18 protein-coding genes and 2 pseudogenes are annotated in these 15,894 nt (G+C 70.4%); 9 read left to right on the top strand and 11 right to left on the bottom strand.

Annotation, left to right across the window (positions count from 1 at the left end; translation table 11 throughout):
• The first annotated feature begins 31 nt into the window (after positions 1-31).
• The 6 genes from G5C60_RS15935 to G5C60_RS15910 all read left to right on the top strand — a co-directional run bounded on the left by G5C60_RS15935 (position 32) and on the right by G5C60_RS15910 (position 4,169).
• On the top strand, positions 32-700 hold the full coding sequence (locus G5C60_RS15935; RefSeq protein WP_165259613.1) for a DsbA family protein: 669 nt from the start codon (positions 32-34) through the stop codon (positions 698-700).
• Between the two features lie 21 nt (positions 701-721).
• Positions 722-1,294 carry a carbonic anhydrase gene (locus tag G5C60_RS15930; RefSeq protein ID WP_165259611.1) on the top strand — a complete coding sequence of 191 codons (573 nt, stop codon included), beginning with the start codon at positions 722-724 and terminating at the stop codon, positions 1,292-1,294.
• Positions 1,295-1,344: 50 nt separating this feature from the next.
• Complete coding sequence (locus G5C60_RS15925) at positions 1,345-1,809, top strand: DUF3093 family protein (protein ID WP_165259634.1); 465 nt, start codon at positions 1,345-1,347, stop codon at positions 1,807-1,809.
• A 63-nt stretch (positions 1,810-1,872) separates the two neighbouring features.
• Positions 1,873-2,685, top strand: coding sequence for a hypothetical protein (locus G5C60_RS15920; RefSeq protein ID WP_165259609.1), 813 nt, complete (start codon positions 1,873-1,875; stop codon positions 2,683-2,685).
• Entirely contained in the window at positions 2,622-3,365 is a 744-nt protein-coding gene (locus tag G5C60_RS15915) for a DUF1775 domain-containing protein (protein ID WP_165259632.1), read from the top strand. The genes G5C60_RS15920 and G5C60_RS15915 overlap by 64 nt, the downstream gene beginning before the upstream one ends.
• A gap of 327 nt (positions 3,366-3,692) precedes the next feature.
• Positions 3,693-4,169: a DUF6174 domain-containing protein gene (locus G5C60_RS15910; protein ID WP_165259607.1), complete on the top strand. Its 477-nt coding sequence runs from the start codon at positions 3,693-3,695 to the stop codon at positions 4,167-4,169.
• A gap of 7 nt (positions 4,170-4,176) precedes the next feature.
• Here G5C60_RS15910 and G5C60_RS15905 read toward each other — a convergent pair whose 3' ends face one another.
• Complete coding sequence (locus G5C60_RS15905) at positions 4,177-5,493, bottom strand: MFS transporter (protein ID WP_206439574.1); 1,317 nt, start codon at positions 5,491-5,493, stop codon at positions 4,177-4,179.
• A 108-nt stretch (positions 5,494-5,601) separates the two neighbouring features.
• Between G5C60_RS15905 and G5C60_RS15900 the strand changes: the two genes are divergently transcribed.
• Positions 5,602-6,327, top strand: coding sequence for a TetR/AcrR family transcriptional regulator (locus tag G5C60_RS15900; protein WP_165259605.1), 726 nt, complete (start codon positions 5,602-5,604; stop codon positions 6,325-6,327).
• Between the two features lie 22 nt (positions 6,328-6,349).
• On the opposite strand, the gene G5C60_RS15895 is transcribed toward G5C60_RS15900, so the two are convergent.
• The 7 genes and pseudogenes from G5C60_RS15895 to G5C60_RS53680 form a co-directional block, all read right to left on the bottom strand.
• Complete coding sequence (locus G5C60_RS15895) at positions 6,350-8,416, bottom strand: copper resistance CopC/CopD family protein (protein ID WP_165259603.1); 2,067 nt, start codon at positions 8,414-8,416, stop codon at positions 6,350-6,352.
• Positions 8,417-8,498: 82 nt separating this feature from the next.
• Positions 8,499-8,993 carry a hypothetical protein gene (locus G5C60_RS15890; RefSeq protein ID WP_338145829.1) on the bottom strand — a complete coding sequence of 165 codons (495 nt, stop codon included), beginning with the start codon at positions 8,991-8,993 and terminating at the stop codon, positions 8,499-8,501.
• 142 nt (positions 8,994-9,135) lie between these two features.
• Positions 9,136-9,651, bottom strand: a pseudogene (locus G5C60_RS15885) (SulP family inorganic anion transporter); the annotation flags it as partial.
• Positions 9,652-9,711: 60 nt separating this feature from the next.
• Positions 9,712-9,775 (bottom strand): annotated as a pseudogene (locus G5C60_RS54440) (hypothetical protein); the annotation flags it as partial.
• Between the two features lie 2 nt (positions 9,776-9,777).
• Positions 9,778-9,900, bottom strand: a complete 123-nt coding sequence (locus G5C60_RS54435; protein ID WP_478503198.1) for a hypothetical protein — start codon at positions 9,898-9,900, stop codon at positions 9,778-9,780.
• A 12-nt stretch (positions 9,901-9,912) separates the two neighbouring features.
• Entirely contained in the window at positions 9,913-10,080 is a 168-nt protein-coding gene (locus tag G5C60_RS53685) for a carbonic anhydrase (RefSeq protein WP_338145828.1), read from the bottom strand.
• The gene (locus G5C60_RS53680) at positions 10,049-10,237 is read right to left on the bottom strand and encodes a carbonic anhydrase (RefSeq protein ID WP_338145830.1); all 189 of its coding nucleotides are present in this window, start codon (positions 10,235-10,237) and stop codon (positions 10,049-10,051) included. The genes G5C60_RS53685 and G5C60_RS53680 overlap by 32 nt, the downstream gene beginning before the upstream one ends.
• A gap of 65 nt (positions 10,238-10,302) precedes the next feature.
• Here G5C60_RS53680 and G5C60_RS15875 point away from each other — a divergent pair, with 65 nt between their 5' ends.
• A complete protein-coding gene (locus G5C60_RS15875) occupies positions 10,303-10,632 on the top strand; it encodes a hypothetical protein (protein ID WP_165259601.1) in 330 nt (109 codons plus the stop codon).
• 235 nt (positions 10,633-10,867) lie between these two features.
• Here the strand turns inward: G5C60_RS15875 and G5C60_RS15870 are convergent, their stop codons facing one another.
• Both G5C60_RS15870 and G5C60_RS15865 read right to left on the bottom strand, forming a co-directional pair.
• Positions 10,868-11,806 carry a M15 family metallopeptidase gene (locus G5C60_RS15870; RefSeq protein WP_241266831.1) on the bottom strand — a complete coding sequence of 313 codons (939 nt, stop codon included), beginning with the start codon at positions 11,804-11,806 and terminating at the stop codon, positions 10,868-10,870.
• Positions 11,807-11,910: 104 nt separating this feature from the next.
• A complete protein-coding gene (locus G5C60_RS15865) occupies positions 11,911-12,552 on the bottom strand; it encodes a GNAT family N-acetyltransferase (protein ID WP_165259599.1) in 642 nt (213 codons plus the stop codon).
• Positions 12,553-13,114: 562 nt separating this feature from the next.
• On the opposite strand from G5C60_RS15865, the gene G5C60_RS53180 reads away from it, so the two are divergent.
• Positions 13,115-13,249, top strand: coding sequence for a hypothetical protein (locus tag G5C60_RS53180; RefSeq protein WP_277611349.1), 135 nt, complete (start codon positions 13,115-13,117; stop codon positions 13,247-13,249).
• A 349-nt stretch (positions 13,250-13,598) separates the two neighbouring features.
• Here the strand turns inward: G5C60_RS53180 and G5C60_RS15860 are convergent, their stop codons facing one another.
• Positions 13,599-15,338, bottom strand: a complete 1,740-nt coding sequence (locus G5C60_RS15860) for a VanW family protein (protein ID WP_420907377.1) — start codon at positions 15,336-15,338, stop codon at positions 13,599-13,601.
• Positions 15,339-15,894: the final 556 nt, after the last annotated feature.

Below are 15,894 nucleotides of genomic sequence, written 5' to 3'. Positions count from 1 at the left end.
GCCCCGTCCCTACCGACCCCACCGAGGAATCATGAAGAAGCTGCACAAGCACCTGATCGTCGCCGCGGTGATCGTGGCCGGTTTCGCCGCCGCCCTCGGCTCCTTCCTGCTGTTCTCCCCCGACGACCGCGACTCGGGCGGGCTGGACGTCCAGCCCGCCGCCGAGGCGATGCCCATACGCGACACCAGCCACCGCCTCACCGACCCGAAGAAGAGCGAGCTGACCCTCGTGGAGTTTCTGGACTTCGAGTGCGAGGGATGCGGGGCGATGTACCCGGTCGTGGAGCAACTGCGCGAGGAGTACGGCGACCGCGTCACGTTCGTGGCCCGCTACTTCCCCATGCCCGGCCACCGCAACGGCGAACTCGCCGCGCGCACCGCCGAAGCGGCCGCCCGGCAGGGGAAGTTCGAGGAGATGTACACCAAGCTCTTCACCACCCAGAAGGAGTGGGGCGAGGCGCAGGAGTCCAAGCAGGACGTCTTCCGGGGGTACGCGAAGCAACTCGGCCTGGATCTGAATGAGTTCGACGCCGACCTGAAGGATCCGAAGGTCGCGGCACGGGTGCAGGCCGACCAGCGCGATGGGCTCGGGCTGGGCGTCCAGGGCACCCCGACCTTCTTCCTCGACGGAGAAACGGTCGCCACCCCCGGTTCGTACGAGGCGTTCAAGGCGCTCATCGACGCCCGGCTCTCCGACTGACGCAGTGGATAAGGGGCACACATGCAGTACCTCATCGACCAGGCCCGCGTCTTCCGCGCCCGCGTGGCCGCGCACGGCATGGACCTCGGCGACCTCGCGGGCGGCCACCGTCCCCGCGCGCTGTTCGTCTCATGCTCGGACGCCCGAGTGATCCCCGCCCTTCTCACCGGGGCCCGGCCCGGGGACCTCTTCGAACTGCGCACCTACGGCGGGCAGATCCCCCGGCGTGACACCCAAGCCCTGTCGGGCGAAGCGCGCACGATCGAGTACGCCGTCGAGGAACTGAAGGTCTCGGACATCATCGCGTGCGGCCACTCGCGGTGCGACGTCGCCAGTGATGCCGTACGTCGGGCCGAGACGTTGCCGGCGAACGACATGTCGTGGCCGGACGATTCGGCCCTTGCACTTGCCGGAGACGACACAGCCGCCGGCCAGTGGCACACCCTGGCCCAACTCGACGCTCTCAGCGGCTACCCGTCCGTCATACCCCGGCTCGCCGACCGGTCCCTGCGCCTGCACGCCTGGTTCTACGACGTCGACACCGGTGCCTGCCTCCAGTACCAGCCGCGCGCCAGCGCCTTCCTCCCCCTGTGAACCCCGTGAACCCCGTGAACAGCCCCGCCGACCCCGACGTATACGACAAGGTGACCGCCGTGACCCTCGACAAGACCCTCAGGTACGACGAACACCTCACGGCACCCAAAGCCTGGTGGGTCATCGCCGCACTCTTCGGCCTCTCCATGGCCCTGGTCTTCCTGCCGTACGGTCTGATCGCCGCCCTCATCGCCCTGGTGGCGGGTACGTGCCTCGCCGGTTTCTACGTCAGCGCGCAGGGCTCGATGCGGATCCGGGTCACAGGGGAACTGCTGGTTGCCGGTGACGCCCGCATCCCCCTGAAAGCACTGGGTGATGCTGAGGTTCTGGAAGGTGAGGAGGCGCGGGCATGGCGTACGTACAAGGCGGACCTGCGGGCTTTCATGCTGATGCGCAGCTACATCACGACCGCGGTACGCATCGAGGTCATCGACCCGGACGATCCCACCCCCTACCTCTACCTCTCCACCCGCACCCCCGACCGGCTCGCCGAGGCGATCAGTGCCCGAGCCTGATCGTGCGGCGTCGAACGGCAGTTTCCAGGACGGCCGCCAACTGGTGGGGGATGATGGGCGACCGTGCCTCATGATCACGTGACCGGGGACGAGCGGCGTGCCGGGGAGACGGGCCGGGCCGGCCGCGCGGGCACGTGCGCACGGGCCGGTCTGTTCGCCGTGCTCGGTACCGTGCTCGCGACCTTCGGCCATCACGCGATCGCCGAAGGGACGGTGCCCTGGCGGCTGGTGGGCGCGGCGGTCGTGGCCCAGTTCGTAGCGGTCTGGCCGCTGGCACGGCGCCGTTACGCGCCGACCGCGACCGTGGTGTTCACGTTGGCGACGCAAGGGATGCTGCATCTCGCGCTGTCCTTCGCGGACGGCGACACGCAGGCGGCGGTACCGGGACACGCCATGCACGCCGGGCATGGCGCTGCAGCGGCGGGGGACGGTCACGCCTGGCACCACGCCGGGGCGGCGATGACGACCGTGCACGGGGTCGCCGCGCTGATCGTGGCCTGGCTGCTGCACCGGACGGATGCGCGGATGACGGCCGCGCTCGGCACACTCCGCACGCTCGCCAGGGCGGCCGCGGCCGCCCTGGCCCATGTACTGCCGCGTCCGGTCCACGGCACCGGCAGGGTGTTGTTCGCGCTGCCCGACCGGCGGCCGGACGCCTCCTTCGATGTGGCGGTACAAGCAGGGGACGACGTACTGGAGCACACGGTGGTGCGCAGGGGGCCACCGCGCAGGGAGCAGCTTCCGGTCCGTCACCGGCCCCGGTGTCTGTGGGGCCGGTTCTTTCCGTACCAACAAGGAGTTCCCCTGTGTCCGTGTCCCACCACGCGGTGGCCCGTGCGGGCCGTCGTATCGCACTCGCCGGTGCCGCCGCGCTGACGGCCACGCTCGCCCTGGCCGCACCGGCCGCCGCGCACGCGGAGGTCGAGGCCGACACCCCGCAGGCCCTGGCCGAGAACGTCACTCTCAGCTTCGTCTCCGAGGCCGAGTCCGACTCGGCGGGCTTCACCGAAATGCGCGTCGTGCTGCCCGAAGGCATCGCTCCCGGTGACGTGACACTCGGCGAGGCGCCCAAGGGCTGGAAGCTGAAGGCCACCAGCGACGGATACACCATCGGCGGCCCCGCCCTGAAGGTCGGCGTCGACGCCGAGCACAAGATCAAGGTCCGGCAGCTGCCGGACGCGAAGGAGATCGCTTTCAAGACCGTCGAGACCTACAGCGACGGCGAAGTCTCCCGCTGGATCGAACTGCCCAGCGGCGGCGAGAAGTCCGAACAGCCGGCCCCGGTCCTGAAGTTGAAGCCCGCGGCCCCGGGCGCCAAGCCGGCCGGCCCGAGTCCCAGCCCCAGCCCCAGCGAAAGCGCCACGCCCAGCCCGACCCCCTCGGCCACCGAGCCGACCGCTGAGGCCGCCGGCTCCGAGACCGACGCCAAGGCCGCCGAGGAGGACGAGGACAGCTCGGCGGGCTTGGTCATCGGCGGGGTGATCGTGGCGCTGCTCGTCGTGGGCGGCGGAGCATGGTGGCTGTCCAAGCGGCGCACCGCCTCGTCACAGAGCTGACCGGTCGCCGCGTCTGTGGGGGCGGAACCAATTCCACCCCCACGGACAGAAGTTCCCACCAGCACGTTGTGGTGTGGGTCTCGCTGACGTCGACTACACGCCCTGGCAGGGGGCTTCCGGGTGACGGTCCGGGACGGCACATGTCGTCCTGCGCACGCGCGGTTGGCGACATCGATGTTGTCGGCGATATACGCGAACAGGGCCAGGTGCTGAGCTCAATGCGTTAGCCGGCGTCGAAGGGGCGGCGGCCTGTCTGCCGGAGCCGGCTCCCCGAACGTTCGCGGGCTGACCGGCGTCATAGCAGTAGCCGTCGTCGAAGGAGCTGCCATGACTGCCGTACGCTCCCGTGCCCGTGCCCGCGCCGCTTCCGCTGCCGCCGTGATCGGTGTGCTGATGTGCGCAACTTCCGCCTGTGGCACCGAGACCGCGCCCTCGGGCGCCGCCGCGCAGAGCGAGACGAATTGGGAGGAGCCCTCCTTGTACACGTACACGCTGAAGTCGAGTGAAGGCGAACGGACCCTGCTCGGGACCTTCCGGGTGACGGTCCGAGACGGCGAGGTGGCCAAGGCGGTCGGGCTCGACGAGAGCGGTCGGCGAGTGGTGAAGCAGTTGCCCGGTGAAGTGCCCACCATCGGCGAGTTGTTGGAGGAGCTGGAGCAGGCCCGGAGCGACCGGGCGGACACGGCGGAGGTGGAGTACACGGCCGACGGGCATCCGGTGCGGATCTCGCTGGACTGGGACAAGAACGCCATCGACGACGAGGCCCTGTACGTCATCAGCGCCTACGAACCGGCCGGCGCCTAGGGCGCATTCAGCGCGTCGACCCGTCCGTCGGCGCCGCCGCATCGGCGGGATCGACACCGAGGGCGTGCCGCGGATCCTCGGCGGGTGGCGCAGTGAGCCGGGCACGGCGGAGAGCCGGGAAGGCCGCCGCGACCGCCAGCGTGGCGATGACGCAGACCAGGCCGCCGGTGACCACGGCGGTGCGGGCGCTGGTCAGTTCGGCGAGGAAGCCGACGGCGGCGTTGCCCAGGGCGGGCGAGACTGTCGCCTGGACCATCCACAAGCTACTGACCCGGCCGCGTAGTTCGTCGGGGGTGCCGTGCTGGAGGAGCGCCGTGCGCAGGGTCTCCGATATCAGGTCGCCCAGGCCGGCGAGGGCCAGCAGGACGAGAGCGACCGGAAGATAGGAGGTGGCGCCGAAGCCCGTCAGGGACAGCCCCCACAGCAGGACCGCACCGATCAGGGCGTGACCGCCGGCGCGGCCGGTCCAGCCGCTGGTGGCCGCGCCGATCAGCGCGCCGAGGGCGGGCGCGGCGTACAGCAGGCCCACCACGCCAGGGCCGCCGCCGAACTGCTGGTCGGCCAGGACCGGATACAGCGCCTGCGGCATCGTGAAGACCATCGCCGCGACGTCGATGAGCAGCAGCCCCACGATGAGGCGGTGGCCACGGACGAAGCGCACGCCGTCCGCAACCGCCGCGAACGCCTGCCGTACGCCCTTGCCCGCATCCGCCGCCGTCGGAGGGAGCGGCCGTACGAAGCACAGGGCCGCCGAGAAGACCAGGAACCCGACCGCGTCCACGGCGAAGCAGGCGGCGAGGCCGGGGCCCGCGACGAGCAGACCACCCACGGCGGGCCCCAGCAGAGCCGCGAGTTGGGTGGAGGCGGAGGTGAGCGCGCCCGCCGCCGCGAGGCGCTCGGTGCCCACGAGGGACGGGATGGCCGCCAGCATGGCCGGGCCGCCGAGTCCGGCGAGCAGCCCGGTCAGGGCGGTGGCGACGTAGATGAGCCACAACTGCGGCTCCGGCAGCAGGGCGTTGACCGCCAGGGCCGCCGCCATGAGGGTCAGTGGGAGCCGCGTGGCCAGCATCAGCACACGGCGGTCGTGGCGGTCGGCGAGGACTCCCCCGATCAGCACGCCGACCACCACAGGGCAGGCCCGCGCGAGACTGACCAGGCCGATGTGCAGGGCCGATTCGGTGAGTTCGTAGATCTGCACAGCCACCGCGACGCTCGTCATCAGGGTGCCGAACATCGCGCCGAGGAAGCCGGCGTACAGCAGGCGGAAGTCCCGGCTCTCGCGGAGCGGGCTGAGGTCCATGGCGAGGCGGGCCGGGCGGCGCATGCGGCAACTCCAGGAAAGTTAGGCGAGCCTTACCAGGGTCACTGTGTCGACCGAGCGCATTAAAGTCAACATGTGTGAAGTTTAAGCAGTTGCTAGCCTCATTGCCTGATGAGCAGCGTTGACCCTCCGGCCAGGCGGCGGCCGACCCACCGCAAGGGCCGCCCCACCCTCACCCGCGAGTCGGTCGGCCAGGCGGCGCTGGACTTCCTCGACCAGCACCCTCCGGCCGAACTGACCATGCGGTCACTCGCGGCCGACCTGGGCGTCTCACCCCGCGCGCTCTACAACTACGTCGAGGACCGGCGCGACCTGCTCACCGTCGCCGCCGAGATCTTCGAATCCGAATGGCAGCCACCCGAGTTGGAGCCGGGGCGATGGCGGGACAGCCTGCGCTCCTACTGCCGGGACTTGCGCGCGCACTACCGGCGCCATCCCGGCATGACCACCCTCGCATTGACCGAGAACATCACCATGGCCAGGCATCCGGCGATGCTGCGCAACGTGGACGCCCTGATCGGCTTCTTCGAGAGCGTGGGGCTGTCGCTGCGGGACGCCTACCGCGCATGCATGGAGACGATCCGGCTCGTCGTGGGCTTCGTGGAACTACAGGACATCCTGTACGACCGGCCGCCCGCCCATCTGCAACCCGCGGATCTGCGACAACTGCCGCCGCCGTGGCTGCGCTCCGAGACGGACGGGAAACTGCCGAAGACGGAAGAGGAACTGCCGAGCCTGAAGCGGGCCGGCGAGTTGGAGCCCGACCCGCCCGACACGCTCTTCGAGTTCTCCCTGGACGTCTACATCGACGGGATCGCCGCCCGCGCGCAGGCTTGAGTGGCCGGTCAGTAGTGGCCGGTCAGTAGTCCGGTAGCGGCCTGATGGTGACGTTCTTGGAGACGGTGACCTGGTCGATGTCGCTGGTGCGCACGGTGACGCGCATGGTCCAGGTGCCGGGCAGCGGAAGCCGCAGGTTCTCCGTCCACCAATGCCCCTTCCTGTCCACGAGCTTCGCGTCCAGTGGGCCGATCCGCTGCTCGCGATGGGTGAGGGTGAGACGGAGTTCGGGGACAGTGGAGACACCGGTGTCGGGTCCGAACACCAGGGCCTGCACCGTGTTGTCGCCGACCTGCCCCGGGTCGAAGGTGATCTGCACCTTGCCTTGCCCGTTCGGCGTACCGACGTCGAAGGGGACCGTCACCACCGCCGCCGGGGGCCGCCGCGATGCGGTGGCAGCTGCGGCGCTCTCCTCGGCGGCGCGGCTGGGCTGGGTTCCGGTGAGCACCGTGGTGATCGCCACGACGACGACACCGAGTACGGCTTCGGCGGCGACCGACCGGCGCAGCCCGCGCCGGTACCGGTCGGAGGAGGACGGAGGGCCGGACGAGTCGGACGCGGACGGGGAGGAGCCGGACGGGTCGGGGTCGGACAGGTTGGAGTCGAGCGGGTTGGAGCTGTCGGTGGGATCGCCCGGGCCGAGTAGCCCGGCGTCGTCCCCGCCCTCGGTCGTGCCGCTGCCCGCGGAGGCGCCGACACCCACGCGCTCGGCCACCCGTACGCGTTGCGGCTCCGCCGCCGAGTGGGTTTCCGTCGTCTGCGGTTCCTGGCTGAGTTGCGCGGTCCACCGGCGGGAGAAGGCCGCCGCGGTCAGCACCAGGAACACGGCGGCGACCTTGAGCCTGAGGAGATTGCCGTACTCGGTGGAGGTGAGCGCGTCCAAGGAGCCGAGCTGCCGCCAGGACTGGTAAACCCCGGTGACAACGAGGACGGCGACCGCGGTGAACGCCAGCCAGGAGAAGCGCGCGACGGCCGCTGCCGGGATCACCGTGCCGGCGGGTGCCCGGAACAGGGCGAGGGTCAGCGCGACCAGACCGCCCAGCCACACCGCCATGGCGAGCAGGTGCAGCACGGAGACGGGGATCGCCAGCGGCACCTGGATACCGGTGGAGGCGTGCTCGGCGGCGGCCCAGGTCAGGGCCAGGCCCAGGGCGAACAGCGCGCCCGCCGCACGCGCCCCGGTACCGAACTGCGGATGGTCGGCGGGCGGAGCGGTCGCGCCCACGCGGGTGGTGGACCTCGTGTCCGTACGATCGGCTGCGTCGGCGGCGGACTCCTGCCGCGTCTGCTCGGCCGTGCGGCGGTGCCGGGCGGCGAGCAGCACTGCGAGGATGCCCACAGAGGCCAGCAGCAACAGCCGCGCGCCCAGGGCCGCCCCGGACCTGCCGGTGATGGTCCGGCCCAGCAGCGACAGGTCGAACACCGCAGTGAACCCCCGTCCGGTCTCGTACGGGCCGCGGAGCAACAGCAGAACGACGGTGGAGGCGAACAGCGCCGTCCAGCCACCGATCAGCAGCTTGCGCAGTGGCCGCAGCCCGGCCGCGGCGGGCCAGCAGACGAGGGTGAAGACGGCGGCGCCGATGAGCAGGGCCAGGCCGCCGTACGCGACGTAGCGGAAGGAGCCGTAGAGGCGGGAGGCGGCGGTGTCGTCCGGGGACTCGTCCGGCACTGCGGCGGTGGCGGCGGATGGCGTGCCGATGGAGAAGGTGAACGCCCCGGAGACCGGGTGGCTGTCCGCGGAGATGACCCGCCAGGACACCGTGTAGGTGCCCTCGGGCAGCTTGCCCGCCAGCAGCACCCGGGCGGTGTCCCTTTTCCCGTCGGCGTGCGTGACCGGCCCGCGGTCGACCCGCACATTCTTCGGGGACAGGACGCGCAGTGAGGCGCCGGAGAAGCTGACAGTTTCGCTGAAGGCGAGTGTGATCTGCTTCGGGGCGGTCTTGAGGACGGAGACATCTGCTGGGTCGGACCTGGTCAGAATGGCGTGGGCGGAGGCGGATCCGGCGCCGCCGAACAGGAGGGCCAGCACGGCGCCGACCAGGAGGAGAGCGGTCAGCGGCGTCCTGGTCCGGCGCGGTGCCGTGGGCATGGAGAAGCCTCCGGGTTTTGGTGGGTCGTACGGTGCGGTGTGGCCCGTGGGGGCTGCGGGGTGATCGAGGGCGCGGCTGCCGCTACGGCGCGCTCGGGGACGGGTTCGGGCCCACGCCGCTCAGTTCCCGAACGGTCCCGCCGAGCTTGGCCCGGAACGTCTCCAGCATCTCCGGCTCTTTCGCGCTGACGACCCAGCGGGAACCGACCAGGTATTTGCCCCCGTAGATGGCGGCGCTGTCCAGCCAGGTCTCTTTGTACTTCTCCTCGGGGAAGGTGGTGATGAGGTAGTCGACCTTCTTCGTGTGGCAGAGGCCCTGGCGCAGTTGGTCCGCGTCGATACGGATCTTGGCCTTGCAGCCGGTCAGGGAAGCGATCACCTCGACCTTCGCCGGGGCCACGACCTCAGCCACGGGACTGGTCGAGGACTTTCCGTCCGCCGCGGCACCGTCCTCGCCCCCGCCACAGGCCGCGGCCAGGGGAAGGAGAGCCAGGCTTGCGGTCAGTGCGGCGCCACGCACCAGGCGGGCAGTGGGCAGGGTGCGGCCGGTGCGTCCTCGCTGTGGCTTCTCTGGCACGTTGCCTCTCCGTGTCCGGGTTGCTCCCGCCCGCGCCGGCGGCCAGGCATACGACAAGGGGTACGGGTGAACGCCGGTGGGTGTTCACCGTATGTAACTAAAGGCCGTGGGGCGGCCGGAACACCGCCCCACGGGCCCTCACTCATGCTGAGACGCGGGTGCGCTCGGGCTGAACGGTGTGGGCGTTGTGCTGATCTGCCCAGTTCTGCAGGGCGCTCATGCAGGCGTGGTCGAGGTGCCGCAGCCCGGCGAGGTTGAGCTCGATCGGCCGATCGGCGGGCAGTTGCTCCAGGGCGTCGAGGATGCGCGGCAGGCGCAGGAAGGTGGCATGGCCGCGAATCCGCACCCGCACCGGGCCACCGCCCGTGTCGGAGTCGTCAACGCCGATGTGGACGTGCGAGATCTCCCAGGCCGTCTTCACCACCGCGAGCAGCAGCCCGATCAACACGCCCTCGAACAGGTTGGTGACCAGGATCGCCCCCGCCGTGATCACCAACACCACGGCTTCACCCCGGTGTTCGCGCCACAGCGGCCCCAGTTCCTTGACCGGCAGCAGCTTGAAACCCGCGTGGATGAGGACACCGGCGAGCGCGGCGGTCGGGATCACGCCGAGGGCGCCGGGCAGCAGCGCGGCGAACAGCAGTAGCCACACGCCGTGAGATGGCGCGAAAATACTGGCCCAACCGCAGGGCGCCGAGGGCGAGTTGGAGAAGCCCGGTGACGAGGACCATCACACCGAGGGCGGGCAGGCCGTACTCCTGGACGGCGGTGAGAACGAGCACGGTCAGGCCCGCGGCGGGCCCGCTGACCTGGAGGCTGCTGCCCGGCAGCAGCCCGCGGTGACCAGGCCGCCCACGATGCCGGTGATCAGGGCGACCGGAGCGGACAGGCAGGTGTGCGGGGCCATGGTCGGAGCGGGTCACAAGGGCTTGAAGGTGCGGCGGCCGGGCGCGGCGGCACGGACTTCGCCGGTTTCGACGGTGTAGTACCAGGCATGCGGCCGCAGCCGTCCGGAGGACAGGCGCCGGGAGATGAACGGGTAGCTGCGCAGTTGGTCAAGCTGAGTGAGTACGTGCTGCTGGGTCACGGCGACCGGGTCCTCGCCGATCCCTTGGGTCTGCCACGGCTCGTCGGTCCGGGCGTGGTGTCGCCCGGGACAGCCAGTGCCGTACGAGCGGCATCGTCTGGACGTTCTGCTCGCGCATCGTCCTCTGGACGGCGCCGCAGTGCGAATGGCCGCACACGACGATGTTCGGCACCTGCAGGGCCTGGACTGGACACCGGCCTGCTGCGCGAGACCGTGGCCGCCATGCAGAAGACCCCGCGCTTCATCCTCCACGAACTGGTCACCAGCAACACCGCGCGCGGCCTCGGCGACCTCGGGCAACTCCCCCTGACCGGCAAGGAGTTCCTCGCCTCCGAGCCGTACGGCAGCGGCACCGCCCCCGTCATCACCCGCCTGCCGGACGAGAACAGCCACCGCCGCCTGGCCCTGGCGTATCCCGCCGAGCACACCCAGCTCGACCTCACCCTCGACGAGACCGGTCGTATCCTCCACGAAACCCTGACCGCCCCCAACCACCTCGTCACCCGCACCTTCGTCTACCCGGAGACGGACAAGGCCGGCCATGACCACTGAGCGTCCGGGCAAAGCCGTCGGCTCGCCCACATGACCCGCCTGACATCAACTGTGTTGGGGAGCCGGACACGGCCCGCGGAACGCGTTGGACCACGCGGCGTTGGACCACGCGGATCGCGGCGCTCTGCCCGGCTCTGACCATGCTGCTCACCGCACTGGGTGATCTGCCTGGGTTTCCTGGCCCACGGGTGTCACAGCCGAGCGGGTGCGGACGCAACCGACCGGTGTCTCCCACTCACCCCGCGGGGCTCGACTCCTCGCCCGTGGAGTTCGAGAGGGTGTTTGAGGGGGCGGCCGACGGCCCCTTGAAGGGCTTGGACGGGTACCCGGTGTCGAAGTGCATGTAGTCGGGCACCTTGATGTCCTGCCAGACCCAGCCCTCCTCCGTGAACGCCCGCCAGACCAGGCCCCCCTTGATGATCTTGCCCTTCCCCTCCGTGCGTGCCTTGTATTTGGCACTCGGCTGCCATTTCTTGGTCCGCATGTTGATCCATGGGTTCTCGAGCGGGTTGATGTCGATGGCTCGGCCGTTGGCGTGCGGGGACTCACTGAACGGGGCGTTGATCTGGTCGGGACGGCGGCAGTTGAACGCGGAGGTGTTGTCATCGCGCAGGCTCGCGTTCAGGTCTCCGTCGTAGGCCTCCATCGGCTGCATACGGCGGATGGGGAAGCCTTCCTCGAACAGTCGCGTGAAGATGCGGACAACGCTGGCCGTCACGTCGGCGTTGACCACGAGGACGCCTCGGTGCACCTTGCCGTCGAAGCCCGCGTAGTTCATCTCCACGCGGCGCAGCTGGTCGCGGACGTCGGGACAGCCCTTGCGCCACAGTCCCGCCGCCACCATGCGGGACCACTGAGCGTCCGTGATCTCTTTGACGGCGGCGTCCAGGGACGGTGTGGGCGATGGCGTGGGTGCCGGACTGGGAGTCGCGGAGGGGCGCACCGAGGTTCCGTCGGAGCTGTCGGCATCCTGCGTTGACGGGGCGGCCCCCGTGGCCGACGGGGACGAGCAGCCGCCGGCCAGAAGCGCCGTCGTGGAGAGCAGCACAAGGCTGCCGAGGGCGAGCTTCCGGCGCCGCCCACCCTTGCGGGCCGAAGGTGCCATGTCCCTGCTCGGGTAGTGGAGGTGGGTCGCGTCGCGCATGCGCTCCGTCTCCGGTGCGTGGCTGGTCAAGCAAAGTCTCCTGGAGTGCTCAGGGGGCACCCGTGCCGGGCACGGCCGCGATCCCGGTATGGGGATGATCTGATGGGGCGGGGTGGTCAGCCAGGGCCGGTATCTCAGTGTCGCTCTGGCGTCGTGCCCTCGTTCAGCGGAAGGTCGTACGTGAGGAGGCAGCGGCCCTCGGGCGTGCGGATCTCTCCCTGACGCCGCCAGCCGAGCCGGTCGTAATACGGTCCTGCCCCGCCCTCGGCGGCGGTGACAAGAGTGACACGCGTGCAGCCCGCATCGGTGGCATCCTCCACGAACCGCGCGACCAACCGAGCCCCTATGCCATGGCATCGGGCGTGCTCGGCCACGACGACGTAGTCCAGGACAGCGGTGACGCCAGAGTGACCGGCAGCGGGAGCCTGCCGGGCCGTACGGTTCGGTATCAGCTTGCGGCCGTAGCGCACCAGCCGAGTACGCAGGAAGTGCAGCGCGAGGCCGGGCCGGCGGCACAGGCCGCCCAGGGCGCGGAACAGCAGTCCGCGCCCGTGGCCGCGCAGCACATGGCGGCGGTGCGCCGCCGGGTCGGTCGCACCGATGAGGAAGCCCACCGGCTGCCCGCCCATCTCCGCGACGTAGGCGCGCGTGTCCGGACCGGTGAGGTAGGTCCCGTTGTACGCGGTCAGGAACTTCGGCCCGAGCCGGGCGAAGAAGCTGTCCGGAAAGTGCCTCAGGTGCTCGGCGATCACGAAGGGGAGGTCGTCGGGGCCCATGGACCGTATTCGAAGGCCGCCGTGCTCCGCGGAGCGGGCGTCTCCCGTCACCGGACTCGGAGGCCCGGCGGGGATCTGGCCCGGGGCGACTTGGGCAGGGCTCGGAGGTGCGGCTGAGCGCATGTCGGCGTCCACGCAGCAGAAACTACTACACTGCGTAGGAACTTAGTAGCTAAGTACCCCTGTCCTGACCAACGGCCCGGGTTCAACCAGGCAAAGCACATGGGAGTCCCGCATGATGACCGAGCCTCGTCGGTGTGAGCGAGACGTCGATCCCGTCGGTGACGCCTGCTGCCTGTTCCCTGTTGGCGTGGAACCCGGAGCGGCTGCTCTCCCAGGGCTTCACATCCGTGGTGCCCGGGATCTGGGCCGGACCGGCCTTCGCCGTGGTTTTCGCGCTGAGCACCCTCGCCATCGCGCGGCGGGCGCGGCGCAAGGCTCCGCCAAAGGCCGTGGAGCCGGTTCGACCAACGGCGGGACGGGTCGGCGGTCCCGTTCCGGGACGCCTGGAGGAGCGCGATTTGCTCGTTCCAGGTGAACAGCGACCACCGGCCTCCTCACCGTGGACGACGCCGCCCGTGACCAACTCGCCCGGCGATACACACTCCAGCCGGGCCACGCCGAGGTCCTGCTCGACGGCGGCAGCCGCAGCAGCGCGTTCCGCTCGTGCGGTGCGACGTCGCCGCCGACGCCCTGATCCCGGATCTGCCTCAGGCGTACGGCACCGGTGACGGCATCCCGTGGCCGGTGAGGGGCGACGAGATCCGCGAGGCCCAGGAGGGCTTCAACCGAGCGCTGTTCCGCACCGCCCTCGGCACCGAGAAACCGCCGGGAATCCCCGAGGCGCAGGCCCGCCCGCGGGCCGACCGCCCAGCCCTGGTGGGCGACTGGGAACCACACCGCGCTCAGCCGCATACCTGCCGGCGGGCTCCGCCGACCGGGCCATCCCGTTGGTCGGCAGTCGACGACCGCGGTGCGCGGGGCGCTGTCGGCCGGCTCCGGCCCGGAGTGTGCCGCAGGGTCCGGCGCTCTCCCCCGGCCGTCACTCAGTCGCAGGTGACTTCGTCGCGGGGCACGTACCGGGTCTTGAAGGTCTCCTGCTTGACGTCCTTGCCGTCGTTCTTGAAGACCCGGTCGACCGCGACGTTGAAGCCTTCGAGCGGGGTCTGGGGCACGCACTTCTCTCCGGATGCTCCCTCGCGGGTTGCCGGCTGCTTCACGTTGGTGCGCGAGCCCTTGACCGCTTCGACCGCGTCGTACTTCTTGGTGCCGAGGAAGGTGATCGTGATCGAGGTGTCCGTGGCGCGTGCGTCGATGTAGATGGCGTTGCCCGAGTCGTTCTTGAACTTCAGGTCGAGGCTGCCCCAGGCCACCGTCGCCTCCCGGCCCTCCGGGTAGCGCTCGATGTAGAACGAGTGCGCCCCGTACTCCACCGGCTTCACGCCGGCGAAGAAGACGGCGTTGAAGACCGTGGTGGCCACCGCGGAGACGCCGCCCCCGGCCGCCTTCTCGAACTGGTCGTTGTTGATGATGACGCCCTCCACGAACCCGTTGGCCTCGGTCCGCTCCCCCACGGTGCGGTTGAAGCTCCAGGTCTCGTCGGGCAGTACGACCGACCCGTTGATCAGTTCTGCGGCACGGCCGATGTTCTTGACGCGGTAGGGGGCGGGCTCGAAGTTCACCGTGAAGGTCGATATCTGCTCCTTGATGCCCAGGCGGCCGACGTTGTCGCGGGTCAGCTTGGGCTCCACCGCCTCGGTGTCCACCGCCCCTGTGCGGGCTGCCCCGGTCTCGGTCAGCAGCGGCAGCACGGCCTTCTGGAGCGCCCGGGCCGTGACCTCCTGTCCGCGATTGCCGTCCGAGGCCACCGCCACTCGCCCGCCGTCCAGGCGCAGCTTCGCGTTGACCGCCTCGTCGGTGGCCGGCGCGAGCGGACTTGCCACCGCCGGATCAGCCAGGAGCCCCTTGCCGTCAAGCACGGGGGTCAGCCGCCTGTCCCCGTCCGGCTTCATGGTGAGGTGCTTGCCGAGCGTCGCCGCGCTGATCTCGATCTCCCGGCCGCCCACGGTGAGCGTGACCGGCGCCGACATCGCGGGGGTGGCGAACTCCTTCATCGCACGGTTCACCTCCGCCACTCCGACCCGGGGTTCGGTCGTGCGGACCGGCAGCCGCACCGGCCCCTTCCCCTGACCCGGCACCGCCGAAGCCAGCGCCTCAACCGCGCCGTCCACGTCCAGGGACCGCCCGGCGACCGGCCGCGCCGGCACGGGCTCACCTGCGTGGAAGGTGACGTCACCCTCCCGCGCCTTCCGGTCGTACGTCTTGGCCTCCTCGGCCAGTGATGCGCGGGCTTTCGCCTTGTCCACGCGGACCACGGGTTCGATGTCGCGGTCACCGCTCGTGAACAGGCGGCCGATCACGGTGAACGGGTCGGACCCCGCCTGTGCGGCCTGGGCGACGGTCTCCTCACCGTCCAGGGAGATGCCGTCCACGTCGACGGTGCCGGCACTGTCGCCGAGACGCACCTTCACCGCCTCCGACCAGGCCCCGCCCAGGCTGCTGTCCAGCTTCTCCCGCGCCTGCGAGCGGCTCAGCCCGCCGATGTCCACACCGCTCACCCGGGTACCCGCGGGGACATCGTCACCGGAGACCAGCAGGCCCACCAGATACAGCCCGCCGAAACCGACACCCACCGCCCCGGCCACGAGCGCGACACGGCGGTCTATTCGGCGACGACCGGCCGACGTGGTGTCGTGGGGTGGGTCGAGAAGGGATGAGCTACTCACTGGTTCTCCTCAGTCTGTGACTGTCGCGTGCTGCGGGCCGGGCCCGCACAGGGGGCCGCATGCCGGCTGATAAGAAGAGGATCGTGGTGATTCCGTAAGCTCTGTCACCGGTCGGGCTCCGGAGCCGCCGCCTACCGCCCCGTCGGGGCGGCGGTCCCTACGGACAGGGCGACGCACTGAGGGACAGGCCCTGCCGCCGGTTCCACCGAGCGGAGACCCGAGCCGCCGGAACCAGGCCGCGGGCGGCGGAGCACCGACGGCAGTACGCCCGACTCCCTAGGCGACCGGAGCGGGCCGCGACATGGCGCGGGGCGGGCCGACCACTGCGCGATGGGCACAACAGCTCCTGTTCTCCGAGGTGAGCGAGGGCGGCGGTGCCGTTCCGTCTCGCCGCCGGGCCGATTCCTCGGCTGGTCGACCCACCTTATCTCCTAGCGAACTAAGTCAATTAGTTGCAGAGGAGTAACCTCGGTCACCATCGCCTGTAGCCGGGGACGGACGCAGACGAATGGATCGCTGTTCGACATCTCACTGCCACCGCCCGCCCGTGACGTGC

The organism is Streptomyces scabichelini, assembly GCF_011045015.1.
Lineage (GTDB): Bacteria > Actinomycetota > Actinomycetes > Streptomycetales > Streptomycetaceae > Streptomyces > Streptomyces scabichelini.
Note: the sequence above shows the minus strand (reverse complement) of the source record. Positions and strands in the feature narration are given on the sequence as shown.

Bases quoted from the DNA above. Each gene is read 5' to 3' on its own strand.
- G5C60_RS15935 (WP_165259613.1), top strand. From the start codon at position 32: ATGAAGAAGCTGCACAAGCACCTGATCGTCGCCGCGGTGATCGTGGCC.
- G5C60_RS15930 (WP_165259611.1), top strand. From the start codon at position 722: ATGCAGTACCTCATCGACCAGGCCCGCGTCTTCCGCGCCCGCGTGGCC.
- G5C60_RS15910 (WP_165259607.1), top strand. From the start codon at position 3,693: ATGACTGCCGTACGCTCCCGTGCCCGTGCCCGCGCCGCTTCCGCTGCC.
- G5C60_RS15905 (WP_206439574.1), bottom strand. From the start codon at position 5,493: ATGCGCCGCCCGGCCCGCCTCGCCATGGACCTCAGCCCGCTCCGCGAG.
- G5C60_RS15900 (WP_165259605.1), top strand. From the start codon at position 5,602: ATGAGCAGCGTTGACCCTCCGGCCAGGCGGCGGCCGACCCACCGCAAG.
- G5C60_RS15895 (WP_165259603.1), bottom strand. From the start codon at position 8,416: ATGCCCACGGCACCGCGCCGGACCAGGACGCCGCTGACCGCTCTCCTC.
- G5C60_RS54435 (WP_478503198.1), bottom strand. From the start codon at position 9,900: ATGGCCCCGCACACCTGCCTGTCCGCTCCGGTCGCCCTGATCACCGGC.
- G5C60_RS15875 (WP_165259601.1), top strand. From the start codon at position 10,303: ATGCAGAAGACCCCGCGCTTCATCCTCCACGAACTGGTCACCAGCAAC.
- G5C60_RS15865 (WP_165259599.1), bottom strand. From the start codon at position 12,552: ATGGGCCCCGACGACCTCCCCTTCGTGATCGCCGAGCACCTGAGGCAC.